The sequence below is a fragment of the Loktanella sp. PT4BL genome, assembly GCF_003201935.1.
Lineage (GTDB): Bacteria > Pseudomonadota > Alphaproteobacteria > Rhodobacterales > Rhodobacteraceae > Yoonia.
The window spans coordinates 62,142-87,935 of record NZ_QJJL01000006.1; the positions used below are offsets into that span (position 1 = coordinate 62,142).

The 25,794-nt window shown below is 58.4% G+C and carries 26 protein-coding genes; 7 read left to right on the forward strand and 19 right to left on the reverse strand.

Going from position 1 to position 25,794, the window contains the following annotated elements:
- Positions 1-29: 29 nt before the first annotated feature.
- A complete protein-coding gene (locus C7964_RS15910) occupies positions 30-245 on the reverse strand; it encodes a DUF2805 domain-containing protein (protein ID WP_110280736.1) in 216 nt (71 codons plus the stop codon).
- A gap of 93 nt (positions 246-338) precedes the next feature.
- Here C7964_RS15910 and C7964_RS15915 point away from each other — a divergent pair, with 93 nt between their 5' ends.
- The gene (locus C7964_RS15915) at positions 339-1,166 is read left to right on the forward strand and encodes an isoprenylcysteine carboxylmethyltransferase family protein (RefSeq protein ID WP_110280737.1); all 828 of its coding nucleotides are present in this window, start codon (positions 339-341) and stop codon (positions 1,164-1,166) included.
- A 52-nt stretch (positions 1,167-1,218) separates the two neighbouring features.
- Here C7964_RS15915 and clpA read toward each other — a convergent pair whose 3' ends face one another.
- Together clpA and gloB are read right to left on the reverse strand one after the other, a co-directional pair.
- Entirely contained in the window at positions 1,219-3,543 is a 2,325-nt protein-coding gene (gene clpA / locus C7964_RS15920; protein ID WP_110280650.1) for an ATP-dependent Clp protease ATP-binding subunit ClpA, read from the reverse strand.
- Positions 3,544-3,712: 169 nt separating this feature from the next.
- Positions 3,713-4,486, reverse strand: a complete 774-nt coding sequence (gene gloB / locus C7964_RS15925; RefSeq protein ID WP_110280651.1) for a hydroxyacylglutathione hydrolase — start codon at positions 4,484-4,486, stop codon at positions 3,713-3,715.
- Between the two features lie 63 nt (positions 4,487-4,549).
- Here gloB and C7964_RS15930 point away from each other — a divergent pair, with 63 nt between their 5' ends.
- Positions 4,550-5,323, forward strand: a complete 774-nt coding sequence (locus tag C7964_RS15930) for a class I SAM-dependent methyltransferase (protein WP_110280652.1) — start codon at positions 4,550-4,552, stop codon at positions 5,321-5,323.
- 11 nt (positions 5,324-5,334) lie between these two features.
- Here C7964_RS15930 and C7964_RS15935 read toward each other — a convergent pair whose 3' ends face one another.
- Positions 5,335-5,862: a CAP domain-containing protein gene (locus C7964_RS15935; protein WP_110280653.1), complete on the reverse strand. Its 528-nt coding sequence runs from the start codon at positions 5,860-5,862 to the stop codon at positions 5,335-5,337.
- Between the two features lie 273 nt (positions 5,863-6,135).
- Between C7964_RS15935 and C7964_RS15940 the strand changes: the two genes are divergently transcribed.
- Positions 6,136-7,500, forward strand: a complete 1,365-nt coding sequence (locus C7964_RS15940; RefSeq protein WP_110280654.1) for a hypothetical protein — start codon at positions 6,136-6,138, stop codon at positions 7,498-7,500.
- A 55-nt stretch (positions 7,501-7,555) separates the two neighbouring features.
- Positions 7,556-8,656, forward strand: a complete 1,101-nt coding sequence (locus C7964_RS15945; RefSeq protein WP_110280738.1) for a THUMP domain-containing class I SAM-dependent RNA methyltransferase — start codon at positions 7,556-7,558, stop codon at positions 8,654-8,656.
- Between the two features lie 50 nt (positions 8,657-8,706).
- Here C7964_RS15945 and dxs read toward each other — a convergent pair whose 3' ends face one another.
- From dxs to C7964_RS16010, 14 genes are all read right to left on the reverse strand, one after another.
- Entirely contained in the window at positions 8,707-10,629 is a 1,923-nt protein-coding gene (gene dxs / locus C7964_RS15950; RefSeq protein WP_110280739.1) for a 1-deoxy-D-xylulose-5-phosphate synthase, read from the reverse strand.
- Positions 10,630-10,810: 181 nt separating this feature from the next.
- On the reverse strand, positions 10,811-11,047 hold the full coding sequence (gene pufX, locus C7964_RS15955; protein ID WP_286164001.1) for an RC-LH1 core complex protein PufX: 237 nt from the start codon (positions 11,045-11,047) through the stop codon (positions 10,811-10,813).
- 11 nt (positions 11,048-11,058) lie between these two features.
- On the reverse strand, positions 11,059-11,985 hold the full coding sequence (gene pufM, locus C7964_RS15960; protein WP_110280656.1) for a photosynthetic reaction center subunit M: 927 nt from the start codon (positions 11,983-11,985) through the stop codon (positions 11,059-11,061).
- 12 nt (positions 11,986-11,997) lie between these two features.
- The gene (gene pufL / locus C7964_RS15965) at positions 11,998-12,828 is read right to left on the reverse strand and encodes a photosynthetic reaction center subunit L (RefSeq protein WP_110280657.1); all 831 of its coding nucleotides are present in this window, start codon (positions 12,826-12,828) and stop codon (positions 11,998-12,000) included.
- Positions 12,829-12,952: 124 nt separating this feature from the next.
- On the reverse strand, positions 12,953-13,108 hold the full coding sequence (gene pufA / locus C7964_RS15970; RefSeq protein ID WP_019954421.1) for a light-harvesting antenna LH1, alpha subunit: 156 nt from the start codon (positions 13,106-13,108) through the stop codon (positions 12,953-12,955).
- Between the two features lie 12 nt (positions 13,109-13,120).
- A complete protein-coding gene (pufB, locus tag C7964_RS15975) occupies positions 13,121-13,276 on the reverse strand; it encodes a light-harvesting antenna LH1, beta subunit (protein WP_008231906.1) in 156 nt (51 codons plus the stop codon).
- Positions 13,277-13,423: 147 nt separating this feature from the next.
- Entirely contained in the window at positions 13,424-13,648 is a 225-nt protein-coding gene (pufQ, locus tag C7964_RS15980) for a cytochrome PufQ (protein ID WP_110280658.1), read from the reverse strand.
- Positions 13,645-15,105 (reverse strand): chlorophyllide a reductase subunit Z, encoded by a 1,461-nt coding sequence (gene bchZ, locus C7964_RS15985; protein WP_110280659.1) that lies wholly within the window; start codon positions 15,103-15,105, stop codon positions 13,645-13,647. Before bchZ ends, pufQ begins: the two co-directional genes overlap by 4 nt.
- On the reverse strand, positions 15,105-16,709 hold the full coding sequence (gene bchY, locus C7964_RS15990; RefSeq protein ID WP_110280660.1) for a chlorophyllide a reductase subunit Y: 1,605 nt from the start codon (positions 16,707-16,709) through the stop codon (positions 15,105-15,107). Before bchY ends, bchZ begins: the two co-directional genes overlap by 1 nt.
- The gene (locus C7964_RS20020; RefSeq protein WP_181417212.1) at positions 16,699-16,845 is read right to left on the reverse strand and encodes a hypothetical protein; all 147 of its coding nucleotides are present in this window, start codon (positions 16,843-16,845) and stop codon (positions 16,699-16,701) included. The genes bchY and C7964_RS20020 overlap by 11 nt, the downstream gene beginning before the upstream one ends.
- Positions 16,832-17,836: a chlorophyllide a reductase iron protein subunit X gene (locus tag C7964_RS15995; RefSeq protein ID WP_110280661.1), complete on the reverse strand. Its 1,005-nt coding sequence runs from the start codon at positions 17,834-17,836 to the stop codon at positions 16,832-16,834. The genes C7964_RS20020 and C7964_RS15995 overlap by 14 nt, the downstream gene beginning before the upstream one ends.
- Positions 17,833-18,771, reverse strand: coding sequence for a chlorophyll synthesis pathway protein BchC (gene bchC / locus C7964_RS16000; RefSeq protein ID WP_110280740.1), 939 nt, complete (start codon positions 18,769-18,771; stop codon positions 17,833-17,835). The genes C7964_RS15995 and bchC overlap by 4 nt, the downstream gene beginning before the upstream one ends.
- A 110-nt stretch (positions 18,772-18,881) precedes the next feature.
- The gene (locus tag C7964_RS16005) at positions 18,882-20,030 is read right to left on the reverse strand and encodes a methyltransferase (protein WP_110280662.1); all 1,149 of its coding nucleotides are present in this window, start codon (positions 20,028-20,030) and stop codon (positions 18,882-18,884) included.
- A complete protein-coding gene (locus tag C7964_RS16010; RefSeq protein WP_110280663.1) occupies positions 20,030-20,911 on the reverse strand; it encodes a polyprenyl synthetase family protein in 882 nt (293 codons plus the stop codon). The genes C7964_RS16005 and C7964_RS16010 overlap by 1 nt, the downstream gene beginning before the upstream one ends.
- A gap of 84 nt (positions 20,912-20,995) precedes the next feature.
- On the opposite strand from C7964_RS16010, the gene crtD reads away from it, so the two are divergent.
- Entirely contained in the window at positions 20,996-22,549 is a 1,554-nt protein-coding gene (gene crtD, locus C7964_RS16015; RefSeq protein WP_110280664.1) for a 1-hydroxycarotenoid 3,4-desaturase CrtD, read from the forward strand.
- A gap of 14 nt (positions 22,550-22,563) precedes the next feature.
- Positions 22,564-23,382, forward strand: a complete 819-nt coding sequence (crtC, locus tag C7964_RS16020; protein ID WP_110280665.1) for a carotenoid 1,2-hydratase — start codon at positions 22,564-22,566, stop codon at positions 23,380-23,382.
- Positions 23,383-23,452: 70 nt separating this feature from the next.
- Here the strand turns inward: crtC and C7964_RS16025 are convergent, their stop codons facing one another.
- Positions 23,453-24,634 (reverse strand): phytanoyl-CoA dioxygenase family protein, encoded by a 1,182-nt coding sequence (locus C7964_RS16025; RefSeq protein WP_110280666.1) that lies wholly within the window; start codon positions 24,632-24,634, stop codon positions 23,453-23,455.
- A gap of 80 nt (positions 24,635-24,714) precedes the next feature.
- Here C7964_RS16025 and C7964_RS16030 point away from each other — a divergent pair, with 80 nt between their 5' ends.
- Positions 24,715-25,749, forward strand: coding sequence for a LacI family DNA-binding transcriptional regulator (locus C7964_RS16030; protein ID WP_110280667.1), 1,035 nt, complete (start codon positions 24,715-24,717; stop codon positions 25,747-25,749).
- Positions 25,750-25,794 lie beyond the last annotated feature (45 nt).

The following is a 25,794-nucleotide window of genomic DNA, read 5'->3' on the forward strand; positions in this document are numbered from 1 at the left end:
GAGGTAGGCGGGTCGCGCCACATTGCCAGCTATTTATAATGCGCCCGCCTGTCCGAAAAGTCGCGGACGCGTTTACGCCATGCGCGGTAACTGCCGGTTTTCAGGGTGTCGCGCATCAGGGTTTTGACGTCATTCTCGCCAATCCCGTATTCGCGGTGGATATCCGCAAAGCTGACGTGATCCGAAAGCGCCATCTGGATCACTTCGCTGACATGTTCGGGGGCAAGTTCAGGTTTCTTCGTCATGCCCTGCCACGTAGCGGGGCCGCGCATGAAAGCAAGCTGCGACCAATGACCCTCTACAGTCGCCTTCCATCGCGCCCGTCCTATCTGGGGAACATGGATCAGAACACCCCCTCTCCCTTCAAGCGGCTGCTCACCCTTTGTCTCGGTGTCTTGCGCCCGCCTGCAGGCCGCAAACGGATCGCGGTGGCGTTTCTATATGGCGTCGTCTGTCACGCGATTTTTGCAGCCGCGGTGATCGCGATGATCACGGCCATGTTTTTCGGGATGAGCGAAAGTCTGGGCCGTGTACCAGGCACTTGGGCGATTTTGGCCAACGCACTTTTGATCCTGCAGTTTCCACTGATGCATTCCCTGCTCCTCAGCGCGCGGGGGCGGCGGTTGCTTGGCTATCTCGCCCCCGCGGCCTACAGCGGCACGCTCTCAACCACGACTTATGCGATTGTGGCCTCCGTTCAGCTTCTGGCGCTCTTTGCGCTTTGGACACCCAGCGGCATTGTCTGGTGGCGCGCCGAAGGGACCGCATTCTATGTCATCTGCACCTTCTATGTGATCGCTTGGCTGCTGCTGATCAAAGCCAGCTATGACGCCGGGGCCGAGGTGCAATCAGGTGCCTTGGGGTGGATGTCCTTGGCGCAAAACATCAAACCCGTCTTCCCCGACATGCCTGTTACGGGTCTGTTCCGGATCATCCGACAGCCAATCTATGTGGCTTTTGCCCTGACGCTTTGGACTGTCCCTGTCTGGACACCCGACCAGTTGGCCCTTGCGATCAGTCTGACCGCATACTGCCTTGCCGCACCCCTCCTGAAAGAGCGGCGATTTGCCCAGCGCTACGGGGAAAGGTTCGCACGCTACCAAGCCACAGTGCCTTATGCGGTGCCAGCCCTGCGCAAGTTGCCAAAGCATACAGACCAGCCATGAAAAAACCCGCCGCGCAGTTTGCGCGGCGGGTGATTATCAATGCACCTGATGGTTAGTCTGCCGTCAGAAGCGGCGGCTTTTTGCTGCCACCTGTGATCCGGCCCGGCGACGGTTCTTCAAACGTCAGATCCAGCGCGCCTTTCTTGACACCAACCTTGACGACACCACCCTTGACCAGCTTGCCAAAGAGCAGCTCTTCGGCCAGCGGCTTTTTGATGTGTTCCTGAATGACACGGCCCAGCGGGCGCGCACCCATCTTTTCATCATAGCCCTTGTCGGCCAGCCATTCGGCGGCGGCCTTGGTCAGTTCGATGTGCACATTACGGTCGATCAGTTGTGCCTCAAGCTGCAGCACGAATTTCTCGACAACCTGCATGATCACCTCTTTCGGCAGTGCACCGAAGCTGATGATCGCATCCAGACGGTTGCGGAATTCCGGCGTAAATGTCCGCTCGATCGCGGCGGTATCCTCACCGGTCCGCGCTTCACGGCCAAAGCCCAGAGCATTCTTCGACATCTCGGCCGCACCTGCGTTCGAAGTCATGATGATGATAACGTTGCGGAAATCGGTTGTCCGGCCGTTGTGGTCGGTCAATTTCCCGTGGTCCATCACCTGCAACAGGATGTTGTAGACGTCAGGATGTGCCTTTTCCATCTCGTCGAGCAACAAGACACAATGCGGGTTCTGATCGACACCGTCAGTCAGCATACCACCCTGATCAAAACCGACGTAACCGGGAGGCGCACCGATCAAGCGTGAAACCGCGTGCTTCTCCATGTACTCGGACATGTCAAAGCGCAACAGTTCAACACCCAGTGTATCGGCCAGTTGCTTGGCCACTTCGGTTTTACCAACACCGGTTGGGCCGGCGAACAGGTAGTTACCAATCGGTTTCTCCGGTTCACGCAGACCTGCTCGTGCCAGTTTGATGGCGGAAGACAGGGCCTCGATCGCCTGATCCTGACCAAAGACAACGCGCTTGAGGGACTTTTCAAGATCCTTAAGCACCTCTGCATCGTCTTTCGAGACGTTCTTAGGCGGAATACGGGCAATCTTAGCCACGACTTCCTCGATCTCTTTGGCGCCAATCATCTTGCGACGCTTGGATTCCGCGACCAGATGCTGTGCGGCACCCGCTTCGTCGATCACGTCAATCGCCTTATCGGGCAATTTTCGGTCGTTGATATAACGCGCAGAAAGCTCCACCGCGGTTTTGATCGCGTCGGCGGTGTATTTGATGTGGTGGTGCTCTTCGAAGTAAGGCTTCAGACCCTGCAAAATCTTGATCGCGTCAGGAACCGAAGGCTCTGTCACGTCAATCTTCTGGAACCGGCGCGACAAGGCACGGTCCTTTTCAAAGTGCTGGCGGAATTCCTTATAGGTCGTGGACCCCATGCAGCGCAGCTTGCCCCCCTGCAAGGCAGGTTTCAGCAAGTTGGACGCATCCATAGCGCCGCCGGATGTGGCACCGGCACCGATCACTGTGTGGATTTCATCAATGAACAGCACCGCATCTTTATGCTCTTCCATCTCTGTCATCACAGCTTTCAGGCGTTCCTCGAAGTCACCGCGATAGCGTGTACCGGCCAACAACGCCCCCATATCGAGCGAATAGATGGTCGCCTTCGACAGCACTTCAGGCGTTTCGCCGTTCACGATCTTGAACGCGAGACCTTCGGCAATAGCGGTTTTACCCACGCCTGGATCACCCACCAGAAGCGGGTTGTTCTTGCGGCGGCGGCACAGCACCTGAATGCAGCGTTCAACCTCATGCGCGCGACCGATCAGCGGATCAACATCGCCTTTGGTCGCTTTGGCGTTCAGATCGACGCAGTACTTGGACAGCGCGCTTTCTTTTTCGTCGCCTTCGCCCGGCGCGATTGTTTCGCTTTCGTCGGTAGATCCTGTGACAGGGCGCGATTCACCGAAAGCGGGGTCTTTGGCCACGCCATGGGCGATAAAGTTCACCGCGTCATAGCGCGTCATATCCTGTTCCTGCAGGAAGTAGGCGGCATTGCTTTCACGCTCGGCAAAGATCGCGACCAGCACGTTAGCGCCGGTCACTTCGCTGCGGCCGGATGATTGCACATGGATTGCCGCACGTTGAATAACCCGCTGGAACGCAGCAGTCGGCACCGCCTCGGACCCTTCAACATCCGTGATCAAGGTTGAAAGATCATCCTCGATAAATCCTTCCAGATCCTTGCGCAGCTCATCAAGGTTAACCGAGCACGCACGCATCACGCGCGCCGCGTCAGGTTCGTCAATCAACGCAAGAAGCAGGTGTTCCAGCGTGGCAAGTTCATGCTTGTGTTCATTGGCCAGCGCAAGTGCGCCATGAATGGACTGCTCGAGTGTGGTCGAAAATGATGGCACGGCTTGTGCTCCTTCATATCGGGGGTTGGCGCGAACCAACCGTGGCCTCTTACCCTTAAGGTTTGGTTTTATTTGCCAACCTTCAAGGACTTTTTTCGCTTTTGGCATCACAATTCGTGTGATGCTTGGTTTTTGACCTGCTTTTCACCACGCGCTTGCAGCAGGATGGTTAAAACTTGTCTTTTTGCGCCCGTGCAAAGGTAAACACATCCAGATCAGACGCGTCGTTCATGCCAAGGGCGGCTTTGAATTCGGGAACATCAGCGCGCAAAAACGGGTTCGTGCGCTTCTCTTCGGTCAGCGTTGACGGGACAGTTGGTTTGCCAGCGGCGCGCGCCGCTTCGATCTCCTTGATACGAAAGATAAGGTCGGAATTCTCCGGGTCAAGGGACATCGCAAAACGCGCATTGGCGCTCGTGTACTCATGGCCGGAACAGACCAACGTATCATCAGGCAGCGCGCGCAGTTTTTGCATGCTGTCCCACATCTGCGCAGGCGTTCCTTCAAACAGGCGCCCACAGCCCAGCGCCATGAGGCTATCGGCGGTAAAGACCAGCCCCGCATCCGGCATATGAAAGGCAATATGGCCGATGGTATGGCCCGAGACATCCATAATGTGGGTCGGTTGCCCGCAGACCGTCACGGTGTCGCCATCCTCAACAGCCAGATCAAGGTCCGGCAAACGATGGGCATCAGCCTTGGCCCCGATCACGCGCGCACCTTCACGCAGTGCGGCAACGCCATCAATATGATCATTGTGGTGATGGGTGATCAAAATATCATTCAGGCGCCATCCCTGCGCGGCAAGTGCGGCCGCAATCGGCGCTGCCTCTGGCGCATCGACCAACGCGGTTTCGCCTGTGTCGTGGTTATGCACCAAAAAAGCATAATTATCCGTCCGGCATGGCACCACGACCAATTCAACCTCTGATCTCTTTGTCATGGCAATGTGCCTTTCTCTTGATATGCTACCCCCATAGCTTTGCCCAAGGAGTTGCAAACCGCAATGCATCTCGACGTTCTGGATCTGCGCAACTTTTATTACCGCAGCGCATTGGGGCGTGCGGCGCAAAAAGTGATCCGCGACGAACTCTGCGCGCTCTGGCCCGAGGCCAAGGGGCAGATGGTTGTGGGGTTCGGTTTCGCGGTGCCCTTGCTAAGGCCCTTCCTGAAAGATGCGCGGCGGGTGATCGGACTGATGCCGGGGCCACAAGGTGTGATGCCATGGCCACCCGATGGCAACAATGTCAGCGTGCTCTGTGAAGATACATCCTGGCCGATCGAGACAGGCCATGTCGACAAACTCGTCATGCTGCACGGGCTGGAAACCACCGAACAGCCCTCATTGCTGCTGGATGAGGCATGGCGCGTCCTTGGCCCGGGCGGGCGGGCCGTCTTTATTGTACCGAACCGCGCGGGGCTTTGGTCGCGCTCGGATGCCACACCCTTTGGCTATGGGCGCCCCTATTCCCTCAGCCAGCTGGAGGCCCAGCTCCGGCGGCACCAATTTGTGACCGAACGCACCATGTCCGCGCTCTACCAGCCGCCCTCGGCAAGCAAGCTCTGGCGCAAATCAGCCGGTTTTCTTGAAAAAGTAGGGCATAACCTACCGGTTGTGGCCGCAGGTGGCGTGTTGATCGTCGAGGTCAGCAAACAAATGGCCGCCCCCACACGGCCGGGATTGACCGAAGCGGTGCGCAAACCCTTCAGGGCCCTTGAAGGCATCACAAAACCCAAGCCGAAGCCGGAACCGTCAGCGTCACGGGTCATCGTCAGATAGCAAGGGAAAGATTACCGCTCACGCGCGAGCACGAGCACCCAATAAGGCCCCCGCGCGCTGTCTGCCTTCGCAAGTGCGAAGTCCTCGAACCGTGGATCGAGATTATTTGCCCTATGCCCGGAAGAATTCATCCATGCATCCAGCACGGCCTGCTCATCAACCTGACCGCGCGCGATATTCTCGCCGACACGGTTCCACTGATAGCCTGCATCGGTGACGCGTTGTCCAACGGTTGATCCGTCACTCCCCGTGTGGGAGAAAAAATTATTCGCAGCCATGTCATTTGCATGCCGGTTCGCCGCCACACCAAGGCGGCTATCATAGGTCAGCGCCCCTGCACCTGCCCCTGACCGCACACCATTGAGCATACTTGAAAATGTCTGGCTGGGGGCTGCGGACACGGCAACTTGCGGCAAATCCGCAATCGGGATAGGCGCCGCACCGCTGCTAGAACTTGTACTCAGGCTCGTCGTGCTGCCACCGGCACCGCCACATGCTGTAGCAAGGCATAACGCGGCTATCGCAAAAGTTCTTTTCATGAATCTTGTCCAAATCTTGTTTCAGAAAACAGCTATGGCACCATCCACTTTTCACTCAATCGAAACCTGCAAAGCACTGCTGGGTAAGCACAAATATGCCCGCGACAGCAAAAACTAGAGAGGAAGTCCGCCGAAAATGGGATGGAATTGTGGCAAAAATAAAGCGACGCGATAAGAGGCGGCGAAACAGGCTGACTTTCTGACTGTGATAGCGCATGAGAAAAGACATGGTGGAAGTCACGTTTGCCGACCAGCCGAAAGGGGGCGACCAGAATGCGGATCATAGCACGCCTCTGCGCCATAGCAGTTGCGACAACCCCAGCCTACGCCCAGTCAGCAAATAGTCTTCAAGAGCAGGCCGAAGCCGCCCTTGTCGCAGGCGCGCCCGCCACAACCCTGCGCCTTGCCCAAGAGATGCTATGCGCGCAACCGGACGATTTTGTTGCGCTCTACCTGCTGGCACTTGCCCAGTCGGACCTGAATGACCCGCAAAGCGCCGCAGCCTCTGGTGCAAGGGCCTATGCCGCCGCGACAAGCCAGGACACCCGCTTTGAAACTGCGCGCTTTGTGGCCGGCGCACATTTTCAGGCCGGTCACTATACCCGATCTGCATTCTGGTTGCGACGCGCGGCCAATCACGCATCCACCGAAGCCGATTTGCAATTCATCGCAGAGGCCTATGCCAATACGGTTGACACCAACCCGCTCTCGATCGCGGTCACCGCCGCAATTGCGCCCACCGATAATATCAACAACGGGTCAGAAGACGGTGTCCTGCGGCTGGAAGGGATCGACCTGACCTTCGTGCTGCCCGAAGACCGCCGCGCGCTTTCCGGTATCGGCTTTTCTGCCAGCACCGAGCTGCACTACAGGATTTCAGAGACCGCGAACCAGGTCACCACACTTAACGCAACGCTTGCGGGCGATACCTATCTGTTGTCAGACGACGCAAAGGCACTGCTTGCTGACTCTCCCGATCCCGAAGTGCAGGCAATTGATGGTCGCGATTTTGCGACAGTGACGGCCAGTGTGGGCATCGCGCGACAGCAAAACAACATCAGCCCCCTCGGTCCAGTCATCCTCGGGGCGGCCTTCGGGACCTATTGGGAGGGCAGCGAAAGGCTGCTCGACTTTCACGACCTCAGCCTCGAACAGACCGTTCCCCTTGGCAACACGAGCCGCCTTCGGCTTCGCGCGCTCCGGCGATGGCAGGCCGCTCGCACCCCGACGCTATACGATGCAAACATCTACGACCTGACCATCGCCTATGACCGGATGCTGGCAAACCGCGACCAGTTGCAACTTAGCCTGATATCACAGCGCAATGAGGCAGGACCGGAAAATTCTTTCGACGAATACCAGATCGGCATCGGCTATCTGCTGGCCGAGCCCGTTTTTGGTGCAAAATTCTCTACGTCTTTCAACATCGGGTTTCGCACATTCGAGGAATTCACAACCACACTCGACGGCCGGGAAGACCGCTTTTACCTCGCTTCGGCAACTGCGGTGTTCGAGGAGTACAGCTACTTTGGCTTCTCCCCCAGCGTCACGATCTCGGGCTCCCGTATAGACTCAACCGCCGAGGAAAACACGACATCAGCAGCACAGATCCTTTTCGGGGTCGCATCGCGGTTCTAGGGACAGGACCGATTGGCGTTTGCATCACCACAGCAAAGCCCAGTATGCACAGACCATGACAACACCCTTTGAAATCTTCATGGTCTGCACCCCCGGCTTTGAACAGACCCTCCTCGCCGAAGCGCTGGAGAACGGCTTTGCCAACGCGCAGATCACCGCAGGCGGGGTCACGATCACCGGCACATGGGAGGACGTCTGGCGCGCCAACCTTGTCATGCGCGGGGCCACGCGGATCTTGGCGCGCGTGGGAAGCTTTATGGCATTCCATCTTGCCCAACTCGACAAACGGGCGCGCAAATATCCATGGGGTGACGTGTTGCGTCAGGACGTCCCTGTACGGGTTGAGGTCAGCACTTCGAAGAAGTCGAAGATTTACCATGCAGGTGCCGCAACCCAGCGGATCGAGACCGCGCTGAAAGAGAGCCACGGCATGACAATCGCGGCAGACGCGCAGGTGGCAATCAAAGTCCGCATCGACGACAACCGCGTCACCATCAGCGTCGATACCTCTGGCGAGAGCCTCCACAAGCGCGGCCATAAAGAGGCGGTTGGGAAAGCCCCGATGCGCGAGACACTGGCCGCACTGATGCTGCGCGACTGCGGCTATGACGGCCGCGAACCGGTGCTCGACCCGATGTGCGGCTCGGGCACCTTCGTGATCGAAGCCGCCGAAATCGCCTGTGGCCTCTTCCCCGGCCGGACCCGCGACTTTGCCTTCCAGCAACTTGCAACCTACAAGGACGACAGCTGGCGTAAGGTGGGTGAAACCCGCGCGCCCACCCAGCATTTCCACGGCAGCGACCGTGACGCAGGCGCCATCCGCATGGCCACCGCCAATGCCGAAAGGGCCGGCGTGGCCGACCACATCACCTTCCAGAACCTCTCCGCCACCGACATCAAACGCCCCGAAGGCCCACCGGGTCTGATTATCTGCAACCCGCCCTATGGCGGACGGATCGGCAACCAGAACATGCTCTATGGTGTCTATGCAGGTCTCGGCGAGGCGATTAAACGCGAATTCACGGGCTGGCGGGTTGGCATGGTCACCAGCGAAGCAGGCCTCGCCAAAGCATCAGGCCTGCCTTTCAAACCCAAAGGGCCCGCCATTCCACACGGCGGCCTCAAGGTCTGGCTCTTCCAGACAGACGCACTCTAGCCCCTGTTATTACTGGCCCAAAAATATCCCCGCCGGAGGCACCTGCCCTCTCAGACAGTCACACCCTGACGTTTGACCTCAATCCCTGCTGCCTGCATCGCTGTCGCGGCAATATCCACCGCCGTCAGCCCTGCATCCGCATACATCGCATCAGGGGCCGCGTGATCAATATAGCGGTCAGGCAATGTCATCGTGCGCACCTGACAGCGCCCGTCCAGCAGGCCGTCATTGGCCAGATCATGCAGGACCATGGCACCAAAGCCACCCTTTGCGCCCTGTTCGACCGTGATCAGCGCCTTGTGATTGCGCAAGAGTTGCCGGATCAGCGCGCGGTCCAGCGGCTTGGCAAAACGCGCATCGGCAATCGTGGCCGTCGCACCTTGTGCAGCCAGCTTCTCGGCGGCCTTCTGACATTCGGCCAGATGCGCGCCAAAGCACAGGATCGCCACGTCAGATCCTTCCTGCACGATACGTCCCTTGCCGATCTCGATGATCTCACCGCGCTCTGGCAGCTCAAGCCCGGCACCTTCGCCCCGCGGATAGCGGAACGCAATCGGACCCTCATCATAGGCGGCGGCAGTGCGCACCATATGCATCAGTTCCAATTCGTCCCCTGCCGCCATCACAACCATATTGGGCAAAGCGGACATAAATCCGATATCGAAGGCCCCCGCATGGGTTGGCCCGTCAGCACCCACCAGTCCTGCACGGTCAATCGCAAAGCGGACCGGCAGGTTCTGCAGGGCCACATCATGCACCACCTGATCATAGCCACGCTGGAGGAATGTCGAATAGATCGCACAGAACGGTTTGAGCCCGCTTGCCGCCATGCCAGCTGCAAAGGTCACGCCGTGTTGTTCTGCGATCCCCACATCAAACACGCGGTTCTTAAACCGCGCACCCATGATATCGACGCCTGTCCCCGAGGGCATCGCGGCCGTCACCGCGACAATGCTCGGGTCCATCTGTGCTTCGGTCGCCAGCGCCGTGCCGAAAACCTTGGTATAGCTTGGCGCGTTGGGGCGCGATTTCGCCTGCGCGCCACTGACAACATCGAATTTCGACACACCATGCCCGCGATCCGCACTGGTTTCGGCGGGGGCATAGCCTTTGCCTTTCTTGGTGCAGACATGGATCAGAACAGGCCCAGTTGCACGGGTGCGCGCAGCGCGCAGCACCGGCAAAAGCTGGCGCATATCATGGCCGTCAATCGGGCCGACGTAGGAAAACCCCAGTTCTTCGAACAAGGTGCCGGACCCACCGGTCTGCATCCCTGTGACCAGATGGCGGGCACGGCGGGCGTGGTCGCGCAAGGGGCCGGGCAAGGCGGCCTCGAACCCTTCGGCCATCTTGTGCAGTTCTCCCATGGGCGAGGCATAAAGGCCGGACAGATATTTCGACATGGCACCCACAGGCGGGGCAATCGACATCTCGTTATCGTTGAGGATCACAAACAAACGGCGGCCTTCGGCGCCCGCGTTGTTCATCGCCTCATAGGCCATGCCCGCACTGATCGACCCGTCACCGATCACGGCAATTGCGTCACCTGTCGGCATCCCCATGTCACGGCCAACGGTGAAACCAAGGGCGGCAGAGATCGAGGTGCTGGAATGTGCCGCACCAAAAGGGTCATAGTCGCTCTCGGCGCGTTTGGTGAAACCCGACAGCCCGCCCTCTTGGCGCAGGGTGCGGATCCGGTCGCGGCGACCAGTGATCACTTTATGCGGGTAACACTGGTGTCCGACATCAAAGATCAGCTTGTCGCGCGGGGTGTCAAAGACAGCGTGGATCGCCACGGTCAATTCGACAACACCCAGCGAAGACCCAAGGTGCCCGCCCGTTTCCGACACGGCCGAAATGACCTCTGCGCGGACATCGTCGGCCAAATTGGCGAGAGCGGTATCATTCATGCGGCGCATGTCGGCAGGGCCGGAAACGCTATCGAGGAAGGGTGTTTGAGGACGGATGGTCATGACGGCACCTTTGTGGTAAATAAAAAAGCGCCGCAAAAGGGTTTCCCCGATTGCGACGCTAGTCTCCTGTAGCCAACAGGAAGGGAACTGGGGTCGAAACCCCAATATCGGGCCAGCCAGGGAGGGTAGCCCGATGGCGCTGGAACAGGCGGGGCGTCGCGCGCCGCCTGCTCCGATCTCGCTAGACTTGTGCGACCTCAGGGGCCGCTTCGATCACCAGAGATGACCGGTTGATGGGATCAGGCGTGTCGCGGCTTTCTTCGGGAAGGATGCGGCCAATAAAGGCCATCGCTGCAATCACAAACCAGATCGCGAGAACAAAGATCGCGGCGTAACCCGCCCCCTTGAGCATCAAGAGCGTAATATCGGCGGTCAGCCTGCTCTTTTCGCTCATTTCGAGGATGTTATCGTTTTTCATCATCTCTCTCCTTAGTTTACTGGCGCATAGCCGTGGACTTGCGCCCAGACGAACCAGTTATCAACAACCGTACCGGTCAACAGGATCCCGATACCGCCGGTCAGCGTTGTCAGGACTGCGAACCACCAAGCCCAGCGGTGGATACCTTCCATGGTGGCGTTAAAGCCCATGGTCCAGCGCCAGAAGAGGGCGGCACGCTCGGTCGCGGTACCGCGGTCCACGATCTGTTCGATCTCGCGCTCACCGCCAAAGCGGCTTACAGCAAGGATCGTCGCACCGTGCATGGCAAACAGCAGGGCAGACCCATAGAGGAACGCAATGCTCAGAGCGTGGAACGGATTGTAGAACAGGTTGCCATATGTGATCGAAAACAGGTTCGTCCAGTCCAGGTGCGAGAACACGCCGTAAGGCACCATCTCGGACCAGTCGCCCATCAGGATCGGACGGAACAGACCCAGCACCAGGAACAACCAGATCGCAGAGGCGAAGGCCCATGCCACATGCTTGCCCATGCCCAGAGCTTCGGCGCGCAGGTAGGTGCGTACCCACCATGTCAGCACCGAGATCAGCAGGAAGAAGGACGCGATCATGAAGTAACCGCCGTCATCCATTGGCGGCATGCCCAGCCCGTACCCCGGCGAGGGTGGATCAAGCGACAGCCAGAACAGATCCCGCAGGAAGATCGCAGGGTTGTAGTCAGCCTGCGCCCAGAACGACATGCCCACCATCAGGAACCAGATCAAACCGGTCGCCAGTGAGATGACCCCGAAGGACCCCAGATAGATCGGGCCCAACTGTGCATTGCCAAAGATGCCGGCAAGCTTGGAGAACCCCGTTGTGGTTCCGCGATCAATCGCGGTTCCGTCAGGTCCGGGGAGGCCCATTTCGGGCGGCCCCTGTACTTGAACCTGTGTGAAGATGTTTTGATATTCAGCCATTTTCATATCCTCCTACAGATCGACCCACCAAGGGAGCTCATAGTACCAGTCCCACCAGACGATCCATTCCTCGAACCAGATGGTGCCGGAAATCACGATACAAATCGCAGACCAGAAACCCGCATTCAGCGCCAGGAACAGACCGAGGCGGTGAATCCCCAATGGCCCGATCGAATAGCCGATCAGATCGCGGAAATACGTATCTTCATGATCAGGTGACTTGATCTCTTGGCCCTTGCCCGGGTTCACGGCCGACAACACCAGTGATCCGTGCAACGCAAGTGCGAGACAGGTGGTGAAGAAGAACGTGATCGCGATCATATGGACCGGATTGTAGTGGAAGTTCCCGTAGGTGTAGCCCACGTTGTTCACCCAATCGAGGTGGCTGAAGATGCCATATGGGAACGCATGCCCCCAAGCACCCAGCAGAACCGGACGGATCACAACAAGCGTAACATAGGCAAAGATCGCCACACCGAATGCAAAGGGCACGTGATAGCCAATGCCCAATTTGCGGCAGATCTCGACCTCACGCATCATCCAGCTGACAAAGGCACCAATGGCACAGATCGTGATGATCTGCCAAAGACCGCCATCAAGCAGTGGTGCGGCACCCAAACCGTATTCAAGCGGCGGTGGGTTGATCGAAATCAGCCACGGGTTCCATGTGGGGCCCTGGCTGGCCCCGTAAAATATCAGTATTGTCCCAAGGACGGCGAAAAAGAACGTCGTGACCCCGAAGAAGCCAACATAAAATGGCCCCACCCAAAAGTCGAACAGATCACCGCCTACCAATGTCCCGCCACGGACCCGGTATTTTCTCTCGAAGCTGAGCTGTGCCATCTTCCAATCTCCATTCTAGACAGGCCCTGCATCCGCGTTCCGGTGCGCCCTATCTTCATCAATGTCGGTGTTTGCTACGGGCGGAACCGGCCCGCCCGTAACGTGATTTAGTCAGCAAAGCTGATTACATTCCGCCGAAGGCGAGCTGGAACCAGTTTGTGCTTTCATTGCTCAACAGAACGAGGTGAATCATTGCTGCAAGCAGGAACAGGAATACGCCCTGGGCCACGAAAACGCGGCGTGGGTCGAATACCAACCAGATCTTATAGAACTGTGCCATTTGCTAATTCTCCTACCAGCTGAACCAAGGAAGCTTGATGTACGTCAGTACGTGAGCAACCACGGCAACGATCGTGAAGATCGTGAACCCGCTCATGTAAACTGCGTGCAGCTCCTGGGCCTGCTCGTCAGTGAGACCTGTGAAAGAAAGGTCAGATTTGTCAGCCATGTTTTGTCTCCAAAATTAAGTACTGACGCCGCGCACCCCCCGCGGCCGGGTTACGACAAAGGCTCATCCTTTGCCCCAATCCATCATCCCGGGGGGGAATGATGAACATCGGATGCCCGTTTTCGGACAAATGTCGTGCCATCAGGTTCATGCGCTGAAGATCTGTGGCGTAATAATGCGGGCCTGTGTCCAGGCCTTTGCGAAGGGGCCTTTCTCCGGGAGCTCCATCCGGCGCGCGGCAGACAACACCCATGTCAGGATGCAAAGCGGCAGCGTGGCCAGAAAGATCAGCCCGAAATAGGCATAGTATTCGCGCTTTGGCGGCGCTGACCGGGCCCGTGTGTGGGGCATGTCTGTTGTAAAATCGGTCATTTGCGTCCTCCAGTATTGGATTGAAGTGTTTCGACGGTCTCAAGAACGACCCGGTCATTGCCGGCGTCGAGGGCTGCGCGCTCGGCTGCGTCACGCAGCGTTTTGGCGGCAGAAATTCGTGTCAGGATCGGGTGGGTCGCCACGATCTCGTCGAGCTTGGCCTGTGCGTCGGCATCCCAGGGGAAATCGCGGCGCAGCGGTGTCAGCGTGGCATCGGTGGCATCCATGTCGCTGCCCAGCGGCAGGATATGGAACAGCGCGTCAAACAGACCGTTGCAGACCTCTTGCAGCAGATAGGTTGCGCCCGCGTACCCCATGAACGGCGTGCCGGTGGCACGGCGGATCGCAGCACCGGGGAAGCTGGCAGGGATAAACACCGGCGATGGGCCATGCCCCGCCTTCATCTCGGCCATATACATCTTCTCGTTGATTGATCCCAAAACGATCAGCGGGCGCTTGGTGTGGATCAGGTTGCGCACTTCTTCGTTGTTGGTTTTCTTGCCACGGCAACGGGCCACGGCAAAGGCACAGGGAAAGCCCAGATCACCTTCAAGGAAATGGCGCACGCCGCGGGCATAGGTTTCATTCGCAACAATTGCGAATTCGGCAGTGGCAAAGAAATCCTGCGTGACCGAACGCCACAAATCCCACACCGGTTTGATGGTCGAATGTTTCTCTTGCTCGATGAACGGCTCTGGGTCGAGGCCCGTCAATTCACCCAGCTTGCGCAGGAATTTCGTGGTGGAATCAATGCCGAACGGCGCTTGCAGGTATGGCTTGCCCAGCACCTCACAAAGGCCGCGCCCGAATTCGCGGTACATGGTGACGTTCACATCGGCGTTCACCAGATTGCGCATCTCGGCCACATGGGCACCGAGGGGCATCACCATATTGATCTCGGCACCAATGCCTTCGACCAGACGCCGGATTTCGGCCAGATCAGAGGGCATATTGAACGCGCCATACATCGGCCCAAGGATATTCACGCGCGGCCTCACACCTTCTTCGCGTTTTTTCTCAGGCGGCATCCGGCCTTTGGTCATGCCGAATTCCGTGAAAATCCACGTCATCGCACGGTCGGCACATTCCCATTGGTCTTCATCAATGGTGCGCGGCAAAAAGCGTTGAATGTTGGTGCCCTGCGGCGTCACACCGCCACCGATCATCTCGGCAATGGACCCGGTCACAACAACCGCAGGCAGTGCGGGGTCAAGCGTCTTCCAGGCCCGCTTCATCGCGTCCTCGGTGCCCTCACCCATCTCGCTTTCGCCCAGACCGGTGACGACAATCGGCAATTCATGCGGCGGCAGGCCATCGGTGTAATGCAACACGGATGTCACTGGCAGGTTCTCACAACCCACTGGCCCGTCGATAACTACCTGCAAACCTTTGACGGCACAGAAGGCGTAGACGGCACCCCAGTAACCACCCGCACGATCATGATCGGTGACTAGCATCAAATCATCTCCTGCGCTTTGGCGGCACGCGCCATCTTATCGAGCTTCTTCTGATGCTGCGCACGGAAGTCAGGCCGCAAATTCGGCGCACCCTCCCAGACACCGGCGGTGTCGCCACTGCCCACGCCCTCGAAGAAGTCGCGCATCTTGTCCATTTTCTGTTTGCCCGCGATGGCCGCATTGACGACCTGCGCCAGGGAACCGGCCCCCGCAGGGCCCATCAGCGGACGGGCTGAAATCAGGTTGGTAAAGTAAAGCGACGGGATACCCGCCTCTTTGGCGTGCTGGACCACCGGTGTGGTGCCAATCGCCAGATCAGGTTTGATGGCATCGACAGCGGCCAGATCATCCTCAAGCGAAGCGCGATATTTGATTTTCACGCCTTTGGCAGCCAGCCATTCCGCATCGGGGCGCGACCATTCCGTCTTGGGGCAAGCCGTGCCGACGTATGGCACATCCGCGCCGCTTTCGATCAGCAAACGCGCCACCAGAAGCTCGGAGCCTTCATAACCCGACAGCGTCACCGTGCCATTGATCTGCGCGCCAGCCAGCGCACCCTTAATGGCGGGCAGGAACGCGTTCTGCGCCGCTGCAATCTGATCCGGGGCGACATTGTAAGCATCACCAATCGCCGCCAGCCAGGCGGCTGTGCCATCGTGACCCACAGGGGCCGAACCCACGATCTTGCGACCAGCCGCCTGAAATTCACGGATGGATGCCGTGTAGAACGGGTGGATCGCCGCCGCGACACCGCAATCAAGGGCGGCGTAAAGCTCGCGCCATTCACGGGTCGGAACCACAGGACCGGCGGCAAGGCCCATAGGGGCCAGCATCGCGCCAATCATCATGGGATCAGCGGGGAACATCTCGCCCAGCAAGGCCACATTCGGACGGTCGGATTTACCACCCACAGGGCGGGCAACAGGGCCTGCCTTAATCTCTTCGCGGGCATATTGCAGCATCGCACCGGCCAGCACATCCTTGGCCTCGGCGTGGGTCGGGATACCGAAACCGGGCACATCAATTCCCACGATCCGCACGCCATTAATCTCTTTGGGCAGCAACCGCAGCGGCACACCGGATGCGGTGGGCACGCAGAGGTTGGTTACCACGATGGCGTCATAGCGATCAGGATCAGCCATATCGTGGACACTCTCGCGGATGTCCTCGAACAGTTTACCCGTCACCAATGTCTCGGAATTGAACGGAACATAGCCGACAGACCGGCGCGCCCCGTAAAAATGCGAAACAAACGTGAGACCGTATACACAACAAGCCGAACCGGACAGAACCGTGGCCACACGCTTCATCCGAAGGCCTACACGCAAAGACCCGAACGCAGGGCACATGCTCTGCGGTTGATCGTGGGGTCCTTGCGGATAATCCTTCGCATATTGATCAAGGATCTCGGATTTGCCAGCGGCACGCGCGGCAGCTTCCATTGATCCGGCACTGGCGGTGCAACCGCCCTCAAGCGCTGTCGCCTGCTGGGACACATCCAGCGCTTCGGGCGAATCCGCACGTGCAACACCCTCGATGATCTGGACCTGTCCAGCCTCATCATAGCCAACTTCATAGCCTTGGGTGTTAGTGTCATGCGTCATATTTGACAGGCTCCTTGGCGGCAGGTGCGGTCGCCATGATATCGCGCAGAAGGCGTTTCATCTGTGCGGGGGTGGCGCGGGCAAGCATTTCTTGCACTTCGCGTTCAACGTTCTTGCGGGCGTCAGGCGTCGTCATAGATCACCTCCAGGCTCTCTTTCGGCTGGGCGTTCTTGCCGCGCATGTCCACATCGGTGGCGGGTACAAGTTGATAGTCGCCGCCGGTGTCCTTGGCGTCGAACAGTCCCAGCAGTCCATCTTGATCAAGCGGGTTGGGGCGCACAGGCGGGGCAATGCCCACAGCCTCGGCCAGACCTTCAAACATCGGACCCCATTCGCTTTGATGGGTGCCAACGATCTGATAGTTCGCGCTTTTCTTTCTCAGGTCATCGTTTTGCGGGATTGCAGCAAGGACAGGTATGCTAACAGCTTCGGCGAAAGCCTGCGCTTCTCCTGTGCCGTCATCTTTGTTGATGACAAGTCCAGCGACCCCAACGTTGCCACCCAGTTTTCGGAAGTATTCGACTGCCGAGCAGACATTGTTAGCAACATAAAGCGATTGGAGGTCATTTGAGGCAACCAAGATAACTTTCTGCGCCATATCGCGCGCGATGGGCAGGCCGAAGCCGCCGCAGACAACGTCGCCCAGGAAATCCAGCAGGACATAGTCAAAGTCCCAATCATGGAAGCCCAGCTTTTCAAGCAATTCAAACCCGTGAATAATCCCGCGCCCACCACAGCCACGGCCCACTTCCGGTCCGCCAAGCTCCATCGCGAAAACACCGCCGCGCTTGAAGCAGACATCACCAATGGCAACCTCTTCGCCAGCAAGCTTTTTCTTTGCGGAAGTCTCGATAATTGTGGGGCAGGCTTTGCCGCCAAACAGCAGGCTGGTGGTGTCTGATTTCGGATCACAGCCAATCAGAAGCACGCGCTTGCCCATCTCGGCCATCATATGGCTGAGGTTGGCCAACGTGAAAGATTTGCCGATCCCGCCTTTGCCATAGATCGCGATGATCTGGGTCTTTGATGTGGGTTCGCCCTGCGGGACCTCCAGCGTGGGTTCCTCATGCGCTTCATCGCGCAGGCGCTGGTCGAAATCCTTCAGGTTCGGAATTTCATCTTTCATGCGGTTCCCCAGTTCAAAATCATTTTCAGGCAGGCCGGATCAGTGAACGCCGTTTCATAGGCGGTGCCTGCGGCTTCTGCGGGCTGTTGGTGTGTGATCAGATCGGCCAGCTCCAACGTGCCCGCCTCGACCAAGGCTTTGGTAGCGGTCATATCGTCCGCCGCCCATTCGGCGCTGATGCGGAAACGGGCTTCCTTCATAAAGGCAGGCGGAAATGCGAATTGCAGAGGCGCGGTATAGAACCCTGCCAAGACGATTTCACCGCCTTTGGCGATGCGGCCGATCCAGTCGTTCAGCAGATCGCCGCGACCTGATGCATCGTAGACAGATTTGTAATCTCGGCGCGCGTCGGCTTCGGGCGTTGTCACCTCATACCCGCTGGCACCACCCATGCGGATCGGATCAACTTCCCAAACGGTTGGCGCAGGCGCACCGGACGCAATGGTCAATCGCGCCAGAAGACGGCCCAACACACCGTGACCGATAATCAGGTCTGGCACAGCCTTGTTTGGTCCCGCCATCGCATGGCGCGCCGTCGCAGCCAAAGCCAGCAACGCACCCGCAGCACCGAGACCCCGATCAATACGGGTCACGCGAGATGCTTTGGTGACCAGCGTTTGCGCCGCCGCACCGAACAGACCGAAGGCACCTTCATAGCAACTCGCGCCGGGCACGAAGACATGCTCACCCACGCGGTAGCCACTGTCAGCACCCGCCTCGATCACTTCGCCAGCGGCTTCATATCCGGGGATCAAAGGGTATCCCATGCCGGGGAACGGGGGCATCTCACCGGTCCAAAACAGTTTTTCCGTACCTGTCGAGATGCCGGAATGCCTGATCGCGACCACAATATCATCCGCCGCAGGAGGTACGATTCCCACCTGATCAAGCGCGAGCTTTCCCGGCGCTGATAGAATGACGGCCTTTGTTTCCAACGCTTTTCTCCCCAGTGTACAGCTTTGGAACATTCCAAATCACAACACTCTGTCCTGTCCTAGTTTAGCCTTACAGATCAAAGTGTCAATTTATTTAGACATGCAAAGTGTCAACTTTTCCTTACACCGGTCACAATGGATGTGATAAATGCGCGGCGCGGCTTTGGCGTTTGCACGTCGGCAAAGCCCGCCTGCTTCAACAGGGCCGCAATCTCCACCTGAGACCGCGCGCGTCCGGTGCGCATCGCCATGCAATAAACGGCAAAATAGGCATCCCCGGCGCGTTGGGGGCTATCTCCGCCGGTCATCGGTTCCGACACCAGTATTCGGCCACCTTCTGGCAGCGCATCATGGACCGCTTTCAGCAAGGCGATGACGGTTGCATCGGCGTGGTCATAAAGAACGCGGATCAGGCTGATGATATCGGCGCCCTGCGGCAAAGGATCATCACGAAAAGAGCCGGAAACGATCGTGGCGCGGTCACGCAGACCCGCCGCGTCAAAGCGCTCTGCCGCAGCAGGGGCCACGGCGGGAAGATCAAACAGCGTCAGGTGCAGATGCGGATGCGCCACACCAACAGCGGCCAGAAATGCCCCCGTACCACCACCCACATCGAGGATGCGCTTACCTTCGGAGAACCCGAACATTGCAAGCGTATCTTCGGCAACAAGCGCCTGACTATCCGCCATCAGTCGGGAATAGACTGCCGTTGTTTGAGGATCAGTCGCACCGCCAGCGCCGAACACATAGGGCCAGAAATCCGCCAGTTCGGTCGCGACCTCACCGCGGAAAAAGGCAACAGGATCAGCCAGATCGCGGTAGAGTACATCATGGTGGTCAATCATCCCGCGCAAGCCAGGCACGCCCGCCAGAGCCGCACCCCGCGTCGTCAGCGCATAGCGCCCGGAACGACGGCGCCTCAGAAGGCCAATGGCGACAGACGCGGAAAGCAGAACCGCAAGCCGGTCTTTTGGAACCGCCAGTTCATAGGCCAAAGCCTCGGCGCTCATCTCGTTGGCCAACAAAAGCCCGGCCATATCAAACCGCACAAAGGCCTGCAAAATCTGGCTATGGCAAAATCCCGCGACCAGATCGAACATCGCCTCACCTTCGGTTCGTACGATACGACGGGTCAGGGGAAAGCGGGCTGCCCACTTTTGAAATCCACGCGATGCAACCAAACGGGTCAATCGCCCCGCAGGCCGCAACGCCCCACGCGGCAACGCAGGCTTTTGCAGGGGTGCATCAACGTCTTTCATTATTCGCCGGGGACGGTAGATCTGCCACGCGCGCCAGCAGGCACCAGTTTATCGGCATAAGCGCGCACCATCTGCGCGAGGGCCGCTTCGCCGGGACAGGCAGGAATAGAGGAAATTGCGCCGCCCAGAATGTCGTCGAAACGCTTTACAGCACCCGCAACACCGTAAGCGGCCACCGCATTGGGCCGACCGTGCAGATCATCCTGACCGGCCGGTTTGCCCAGCGTATCCTCATCGCACAGCGCATCGCGCAAATCATCCGCGACCTGAAACGCCTCGCCGATGCGCGCACCCAGTTCTTCCCAAGGTTCGGCCTCTTGCCCCGCAGCCACAGCCCCCATCTGCGTCGCGGCAATGAACAAGGCACCGGTTTTGGCCTGATGGTAAGCGGACAAATCAATGTTATCTTCGCTTTCCCAGCCCTGGCCTGCGCAAATGCCAAAGGGCATCCCCGTGCGGGTGCCCAGAATATCAATCAACCGCAGAGCGCGCGCTGGCATATCGCCCGCAGCACGGGCCAGCACCTGAAACCCCATGATGATCAGGCTGTCACCCGCAAGCACCGCCAAAGGTTCGGAATAGGCACGATGCAGCGCCGGTTTGCCGCGCCGCATATCGGCATCGTCAAAGCAAGGCAGATCATCATGCACAAGGCTCGCGCAATGGATCACCTCAAGGGCCACCGCCGCCGCATTGGTCAACTCAGGGCGATCATCGCCGCAGGCCATCGCCACAGAGGTCAGGATTGTCGGCCTGATCCGCGCACCGCCGGGGGTGACCGCATATTCGAGCGCCGCCGCCAGTTTCGCCGGCGCAACACCACCCTGGCCTGCCTTGATGGCCGCTGCCATGGTCGCGTCAATCCGTTCCGAGATTCTCATGGACGTCTCCTTTGCAATCTATAGTGTCTATTTTAGTTTACATATGTCAATGTAAATCAAACGTAACAAAAGACTCAGGGCCGGATGAAAGCGGATTCCCCCAAAATTGTTGTTGTTGGCGCTGGAATCGGCGGATTGGCCGCTGCACTGCGGCTGGCCCATCAGGGTTGCGATGTCACTGTGCTGGATATGCACAGCGCGCCGGGCGGCAAAATGCGCACGGTGGCATCAGATGCAGGGCCGGTCGATGCAGGCCCGACTGTCCTGACAATGCGGCCCGTGTTCGAGGAGTTGTTCGCCGATGTCGGCGAAACGCTCGGCGATCACCTCACGCTTGAACCGCTGACCACACTCGCGCGTCATTATTGGGATGACGGCGCAATGCTCGATCTTGACGCCGATCCTGCGCAAAGCCTTGCCAATGTCACCGCCTCCTTCGGCGCCAAAGCAGGACAGGAATTTGCGACTTTCTCGGCGCGCGCCAAACGCCTGTTTGATGCTTTTGATGCGCCGATGATGCGCACGCCCGAACCCGACCAATGGGCGATCACGAAAACCGTGCTGCGCCAGCCCGGCCTGATCCCCGCCATGGCCCCCCACCGCACCTTGGCCGGATTGCTGCGGACTTCTTTCAGCGATCCCCGCCTTGCACAGCTTTTCGGCCGCTACGCCACCTATGTTGGCGGCTCACCCGATGCCTCACCGGCTATTCTGGCACTGATCTGGCAGGCCGAGGCACAAGGCGTCTGGTCCGTGAAGGGCGGGATGCATCAACTGGCGCAAACCATTGCCGGACTGGCGCAAGCACGCGGTGCCACCTTCCACTATAACACGCCCGCCACGCGGATCACGCGGCAGAACGGGCGGATCAATGGTGTGCAAACAGCCACAGGGCACTTTCCCGCAGATATGGTGCTGTTCAACGGCGATCCGCGCGCACTGGAAACCGGTCTTCTTGGCGACGGCGCGAAAGACGCGGTGCAGACACAACACACAACACCCCGCAGCCTCTCGGCCTTTGTCCACGCCTTTGCCGCAGTCCCCGAAGGTGTCGCGCTCAAACATCACACTGTGTTTTTCGGGCACGATCCCAAAGCCGAATTCAAGGCGCTCGCCAAAGGCGAAATGCCGACCGACGCCACACTCTATCTTTGCGCACAGGATCACGGGGCAGTCGCACCCGACGCCCTGCAACGGTTCGAGATCATCATGAACGGCCCGCCTGTGCCACGCGACCCTGAAAAGGAAAAACCCCCATGTCAGACACAGATTTTCAAGCGTTTCCGCGACTTCGGCCTGACGTTCAGCCCGACGCCGGGACCAGAGGCACTCACGACACCGCAGGGGTTCGACGCGCTGTTTCCAGCGAGCCTCGGTTCCCTTTACGGGCGGAGCCCGCACGGCATGATGGCGGCCTTCAAACGCCCGACAGCACGCACACCGGTGCCGGGGCTGTACCTTTGCGGGGGCGGGGCGCACCCGGGGGCGGGGGTGCCAATGGCGACACTCTCCGGAGCGCACGCGGCCGCGGCGATCATGGCGGACCATGCTTCCACCTTGATGTCCCCCCAAACGGCTACGCGTGGTGGTACATTGACGGGATCAGCACGGACGGGACAAAAGCGGTCTCTGTCATAGGATTTATCGGCTCGGTGTTTTCACCGTGGTACGCATGGTCGGGGCGCCGCGACCCAGCCAATCACTGCTGCATCAACGTTGCAACCTACGGGCCGGGCGGGCGGTTCACCATGACGGACCGCGGGCGCGCAGCCCTGCACACAACACCCGACACCTTTCAGGTAGGGCCTTCGTCGATGCATTGGACCGGCCGCGATCTGGTGATCGACATCAATGAGATCAGCAGCCCGCCCCTGATCAGCCGCGTGCGGGGGCAAATCACGATCACGCCCCATGCGATCACCCACGTCGAACTCCCCCTGACACCGGACGGCGCGCATATCTGGCGGCCCTTCGCGCCCTCGTCGGACATCAAGGTTGAGCTGGAAGCAAAAGGCTGGCAGTGGTCAGGCCACGGCTATTTCGACAGCAATTTCGGCACGCGGTCGCTGGAAGAGGATTTCAGTTTCTGGACATGGGGCCGCTATCCCACCAAAGCAGGCGCGACTTGCATCTACGACGCCGTACGCCGCGATGGCTCGACGCTCGACACCGCGATTGCCTTTGACAGTGACGGGCGCGCGAAAATCGTCGATGCGCCACCTAGGACACGCTTCAAACGCTCTCTCTGGCAGGTCATGCGCGAAACCCGCGCTGATCCCGGCGTTGTTCCAAAACAAGTGCTGCCCATGCTGGACGCGCCATTCTATTCACGATCCGCGGTGCAAACGCAGCTGAACGGCGAAGTGGTGACCGGCGTGCATGAGGCGCTGGACCTGAACCGGTACCGTTCACCACTCATCAAACCCATGCTGGCCGTGAGGGTCCCACGGCGGGCGGGGTGGCGCAGTTGAATGGCGAATGGCAGCTTTGCAGATCCGGCTTCGCGCCACGGTTGCGCACTTTTGCGTTGAATGCTTGAAGCTATGCTGATTGTTTGACGCGGCTTTCATCCAAAATCGCTTCAAATTCATGTACATCAAGACCCGCTGCAAGAGCACGCAAGAACAGTGCTTGCTGGGTTTCAGGCGCAAGCCCGCTTTTGGGCGGATCACGGTCCAAGTTGGTCGGAAAAGAATAGCCTTCTGCAGCCGCAGCAATTGCAGCCTTTAAGTTTGAAACGCCCAATGTCCCATTCTGATGCGCGGCCATTGCATGAGGATAGAGCAATTTGCACATCTTAACGCGATCGACCGTTTCCATCGCACGTCCGAATGCAGACGAAACCTGCAACAAGTTGGCCATGCGGTGAACGTCGCTGCTCCTGTTCGCGCCGGCCGCATGGAAAAGCGCTGGGTTGAAGAATAGGGCGTCCCCTTTCGTCAACGGCAACTGAATGTGTCGCTCTTCAAACACCGCCCTGAAATCATCCCGTCGCCATGCGGCATAACCTGCACGGAAGAGTTGTGAGAATGGCAAAAGCTTTGTTGGGCCACTTTCAACAGGCATGTCACAATGTGCGACGGCACCTTGCAGCGTCAGAGCAGGCGAAAGGTCATGCACATGCGCGGGATATTCCGCGCTAGTTTCAGCCGTTTGAAAACCGAGGTGATAGTCTCTGTGGGCTTGCTGTGCCACACCACCGGGATGAACCAGATTGATCTGAGCTGTCATTTGATAATTCGGACCAAGCCATGCCTCGCACGCCGCAGCAATGGATGTATTGGCGAAATATCGCAAGAATACTTCCGGAGCCTCTTCGCACAGTTTCTGCAAGGAGTTCCATATCCTGTCATTGGACCCTGACGCGGCAAAATGATCACCTCCACTGCCGGTAGCAAGTTTCTCCGTCGCAATGATCCGTTCGTAGATCCCGGTGGCCTCGTCAAGGACCACGGTGTCCTCGTAGGCCCCCCGCAGAACCAGAACACCCGCGTCCGACAGAAGGACATGCGCCCATTCGGCCATAATCGCCCGGCGCCGCTCTTTGTTCTCAAGCGATGGACGCAATCTGGACATGTCATAAATGGGGACATTCTTTTGGATATCGTCCGCATTCGGAACAGTTGATGGGTTTGCAGTTTGATCAATAAGCGCGGTGAATGCGCTCAGATCACATGCCGCGCTGTCAAAATATCCTGTATCAGTTTCGATCTCGTGTTTCATAGAATATCTCCTTCTGTCGCGCTCATCTTGCAGCAAAGAAGCCTTGATCGGTTCCGAAAAAGACATCAGAAACACATCAAATGACACATCGGTTTCCGATTAAAGAAGTTGCCAGACAGTCGGGGCTCAGCACCGCGACAGTTGACCGTGCGCTCAACAGACGTGCAAATGTCAGTCCGCAAACCAAGGCACGCGTTGCGGCCGCCATTCTGGAGCTCGAAGGACAAGAGGCGCAACTGGCCGCCCGTGGGCGACGTCTGTTTTTCGATTTTGTGATAGAGGCACCAACGCGCTTTAGCCGTGAAGTGCAAAAAGCCGCCGAACAGGTCTTGCCACATATCGGGAGTGCCGTGTGCCGTCCAAGGTTCCAAGCGCAAGAGGTTATGGGCGAAGACGAGGTCACCACGGCTTTGTCGCGCATCGCCAAACGCGGGAGCCATGGTGTGTGCATCAAAGCGCGTGATCTGCCGGCAATTAGAGCGGCAGTCGATCAATTGACCGCATCAGGCATTCCGGTGGTCACGTTGGTCACTGACCTGACCAACACAAAGCGCATTGCCTATGTCGGAGTTGATAATCGAAGCGCAGGTCGCACCGCAGCCTATTTGATTGCGCAAACAGTCGGGGACAGCGCAGGAACAGTCCTCACCTCGAGAAGTAATGATCGTTTTTTGGGAGAGGAAGAGCGAGAAGAAGCGTTCAAGGCGGCCCTTTCCCGCCTGCGTCCAAACCTGCACATCATAGAAGCAAGTGGGGGCAGTGGCGTGCATTTTGAAACATCACGCATTGTAAGAAGGACTGTCGCAGGTCTGGACCAAATACGTGCCGTATATTCGATGGGCGGTGGCAACATGGCGATTTTGAATGCCCTCGAACAGAACAGGTCACTGCCCGATGTTTATGTGGCACACGATCTGGATAACGACAATCGACGGCTGATCGAAGATGGACGTCTCAGTTTTGTACTGCACCATGATCTTCGCGTTGATTTGCAAAACGTGTTCCACGCCTTCCTACATCATCACAAGCTCATGCCCGCTCCGCTTTGTACAACGATATCTCATATTCAGGTTGTTACTCCCGAGAATATTCCACCGTACAGCAAGCGCTTCTGAAATCGACAATTACGCAAAAGCAGCGGAAACCCACTTTGTCCCGCA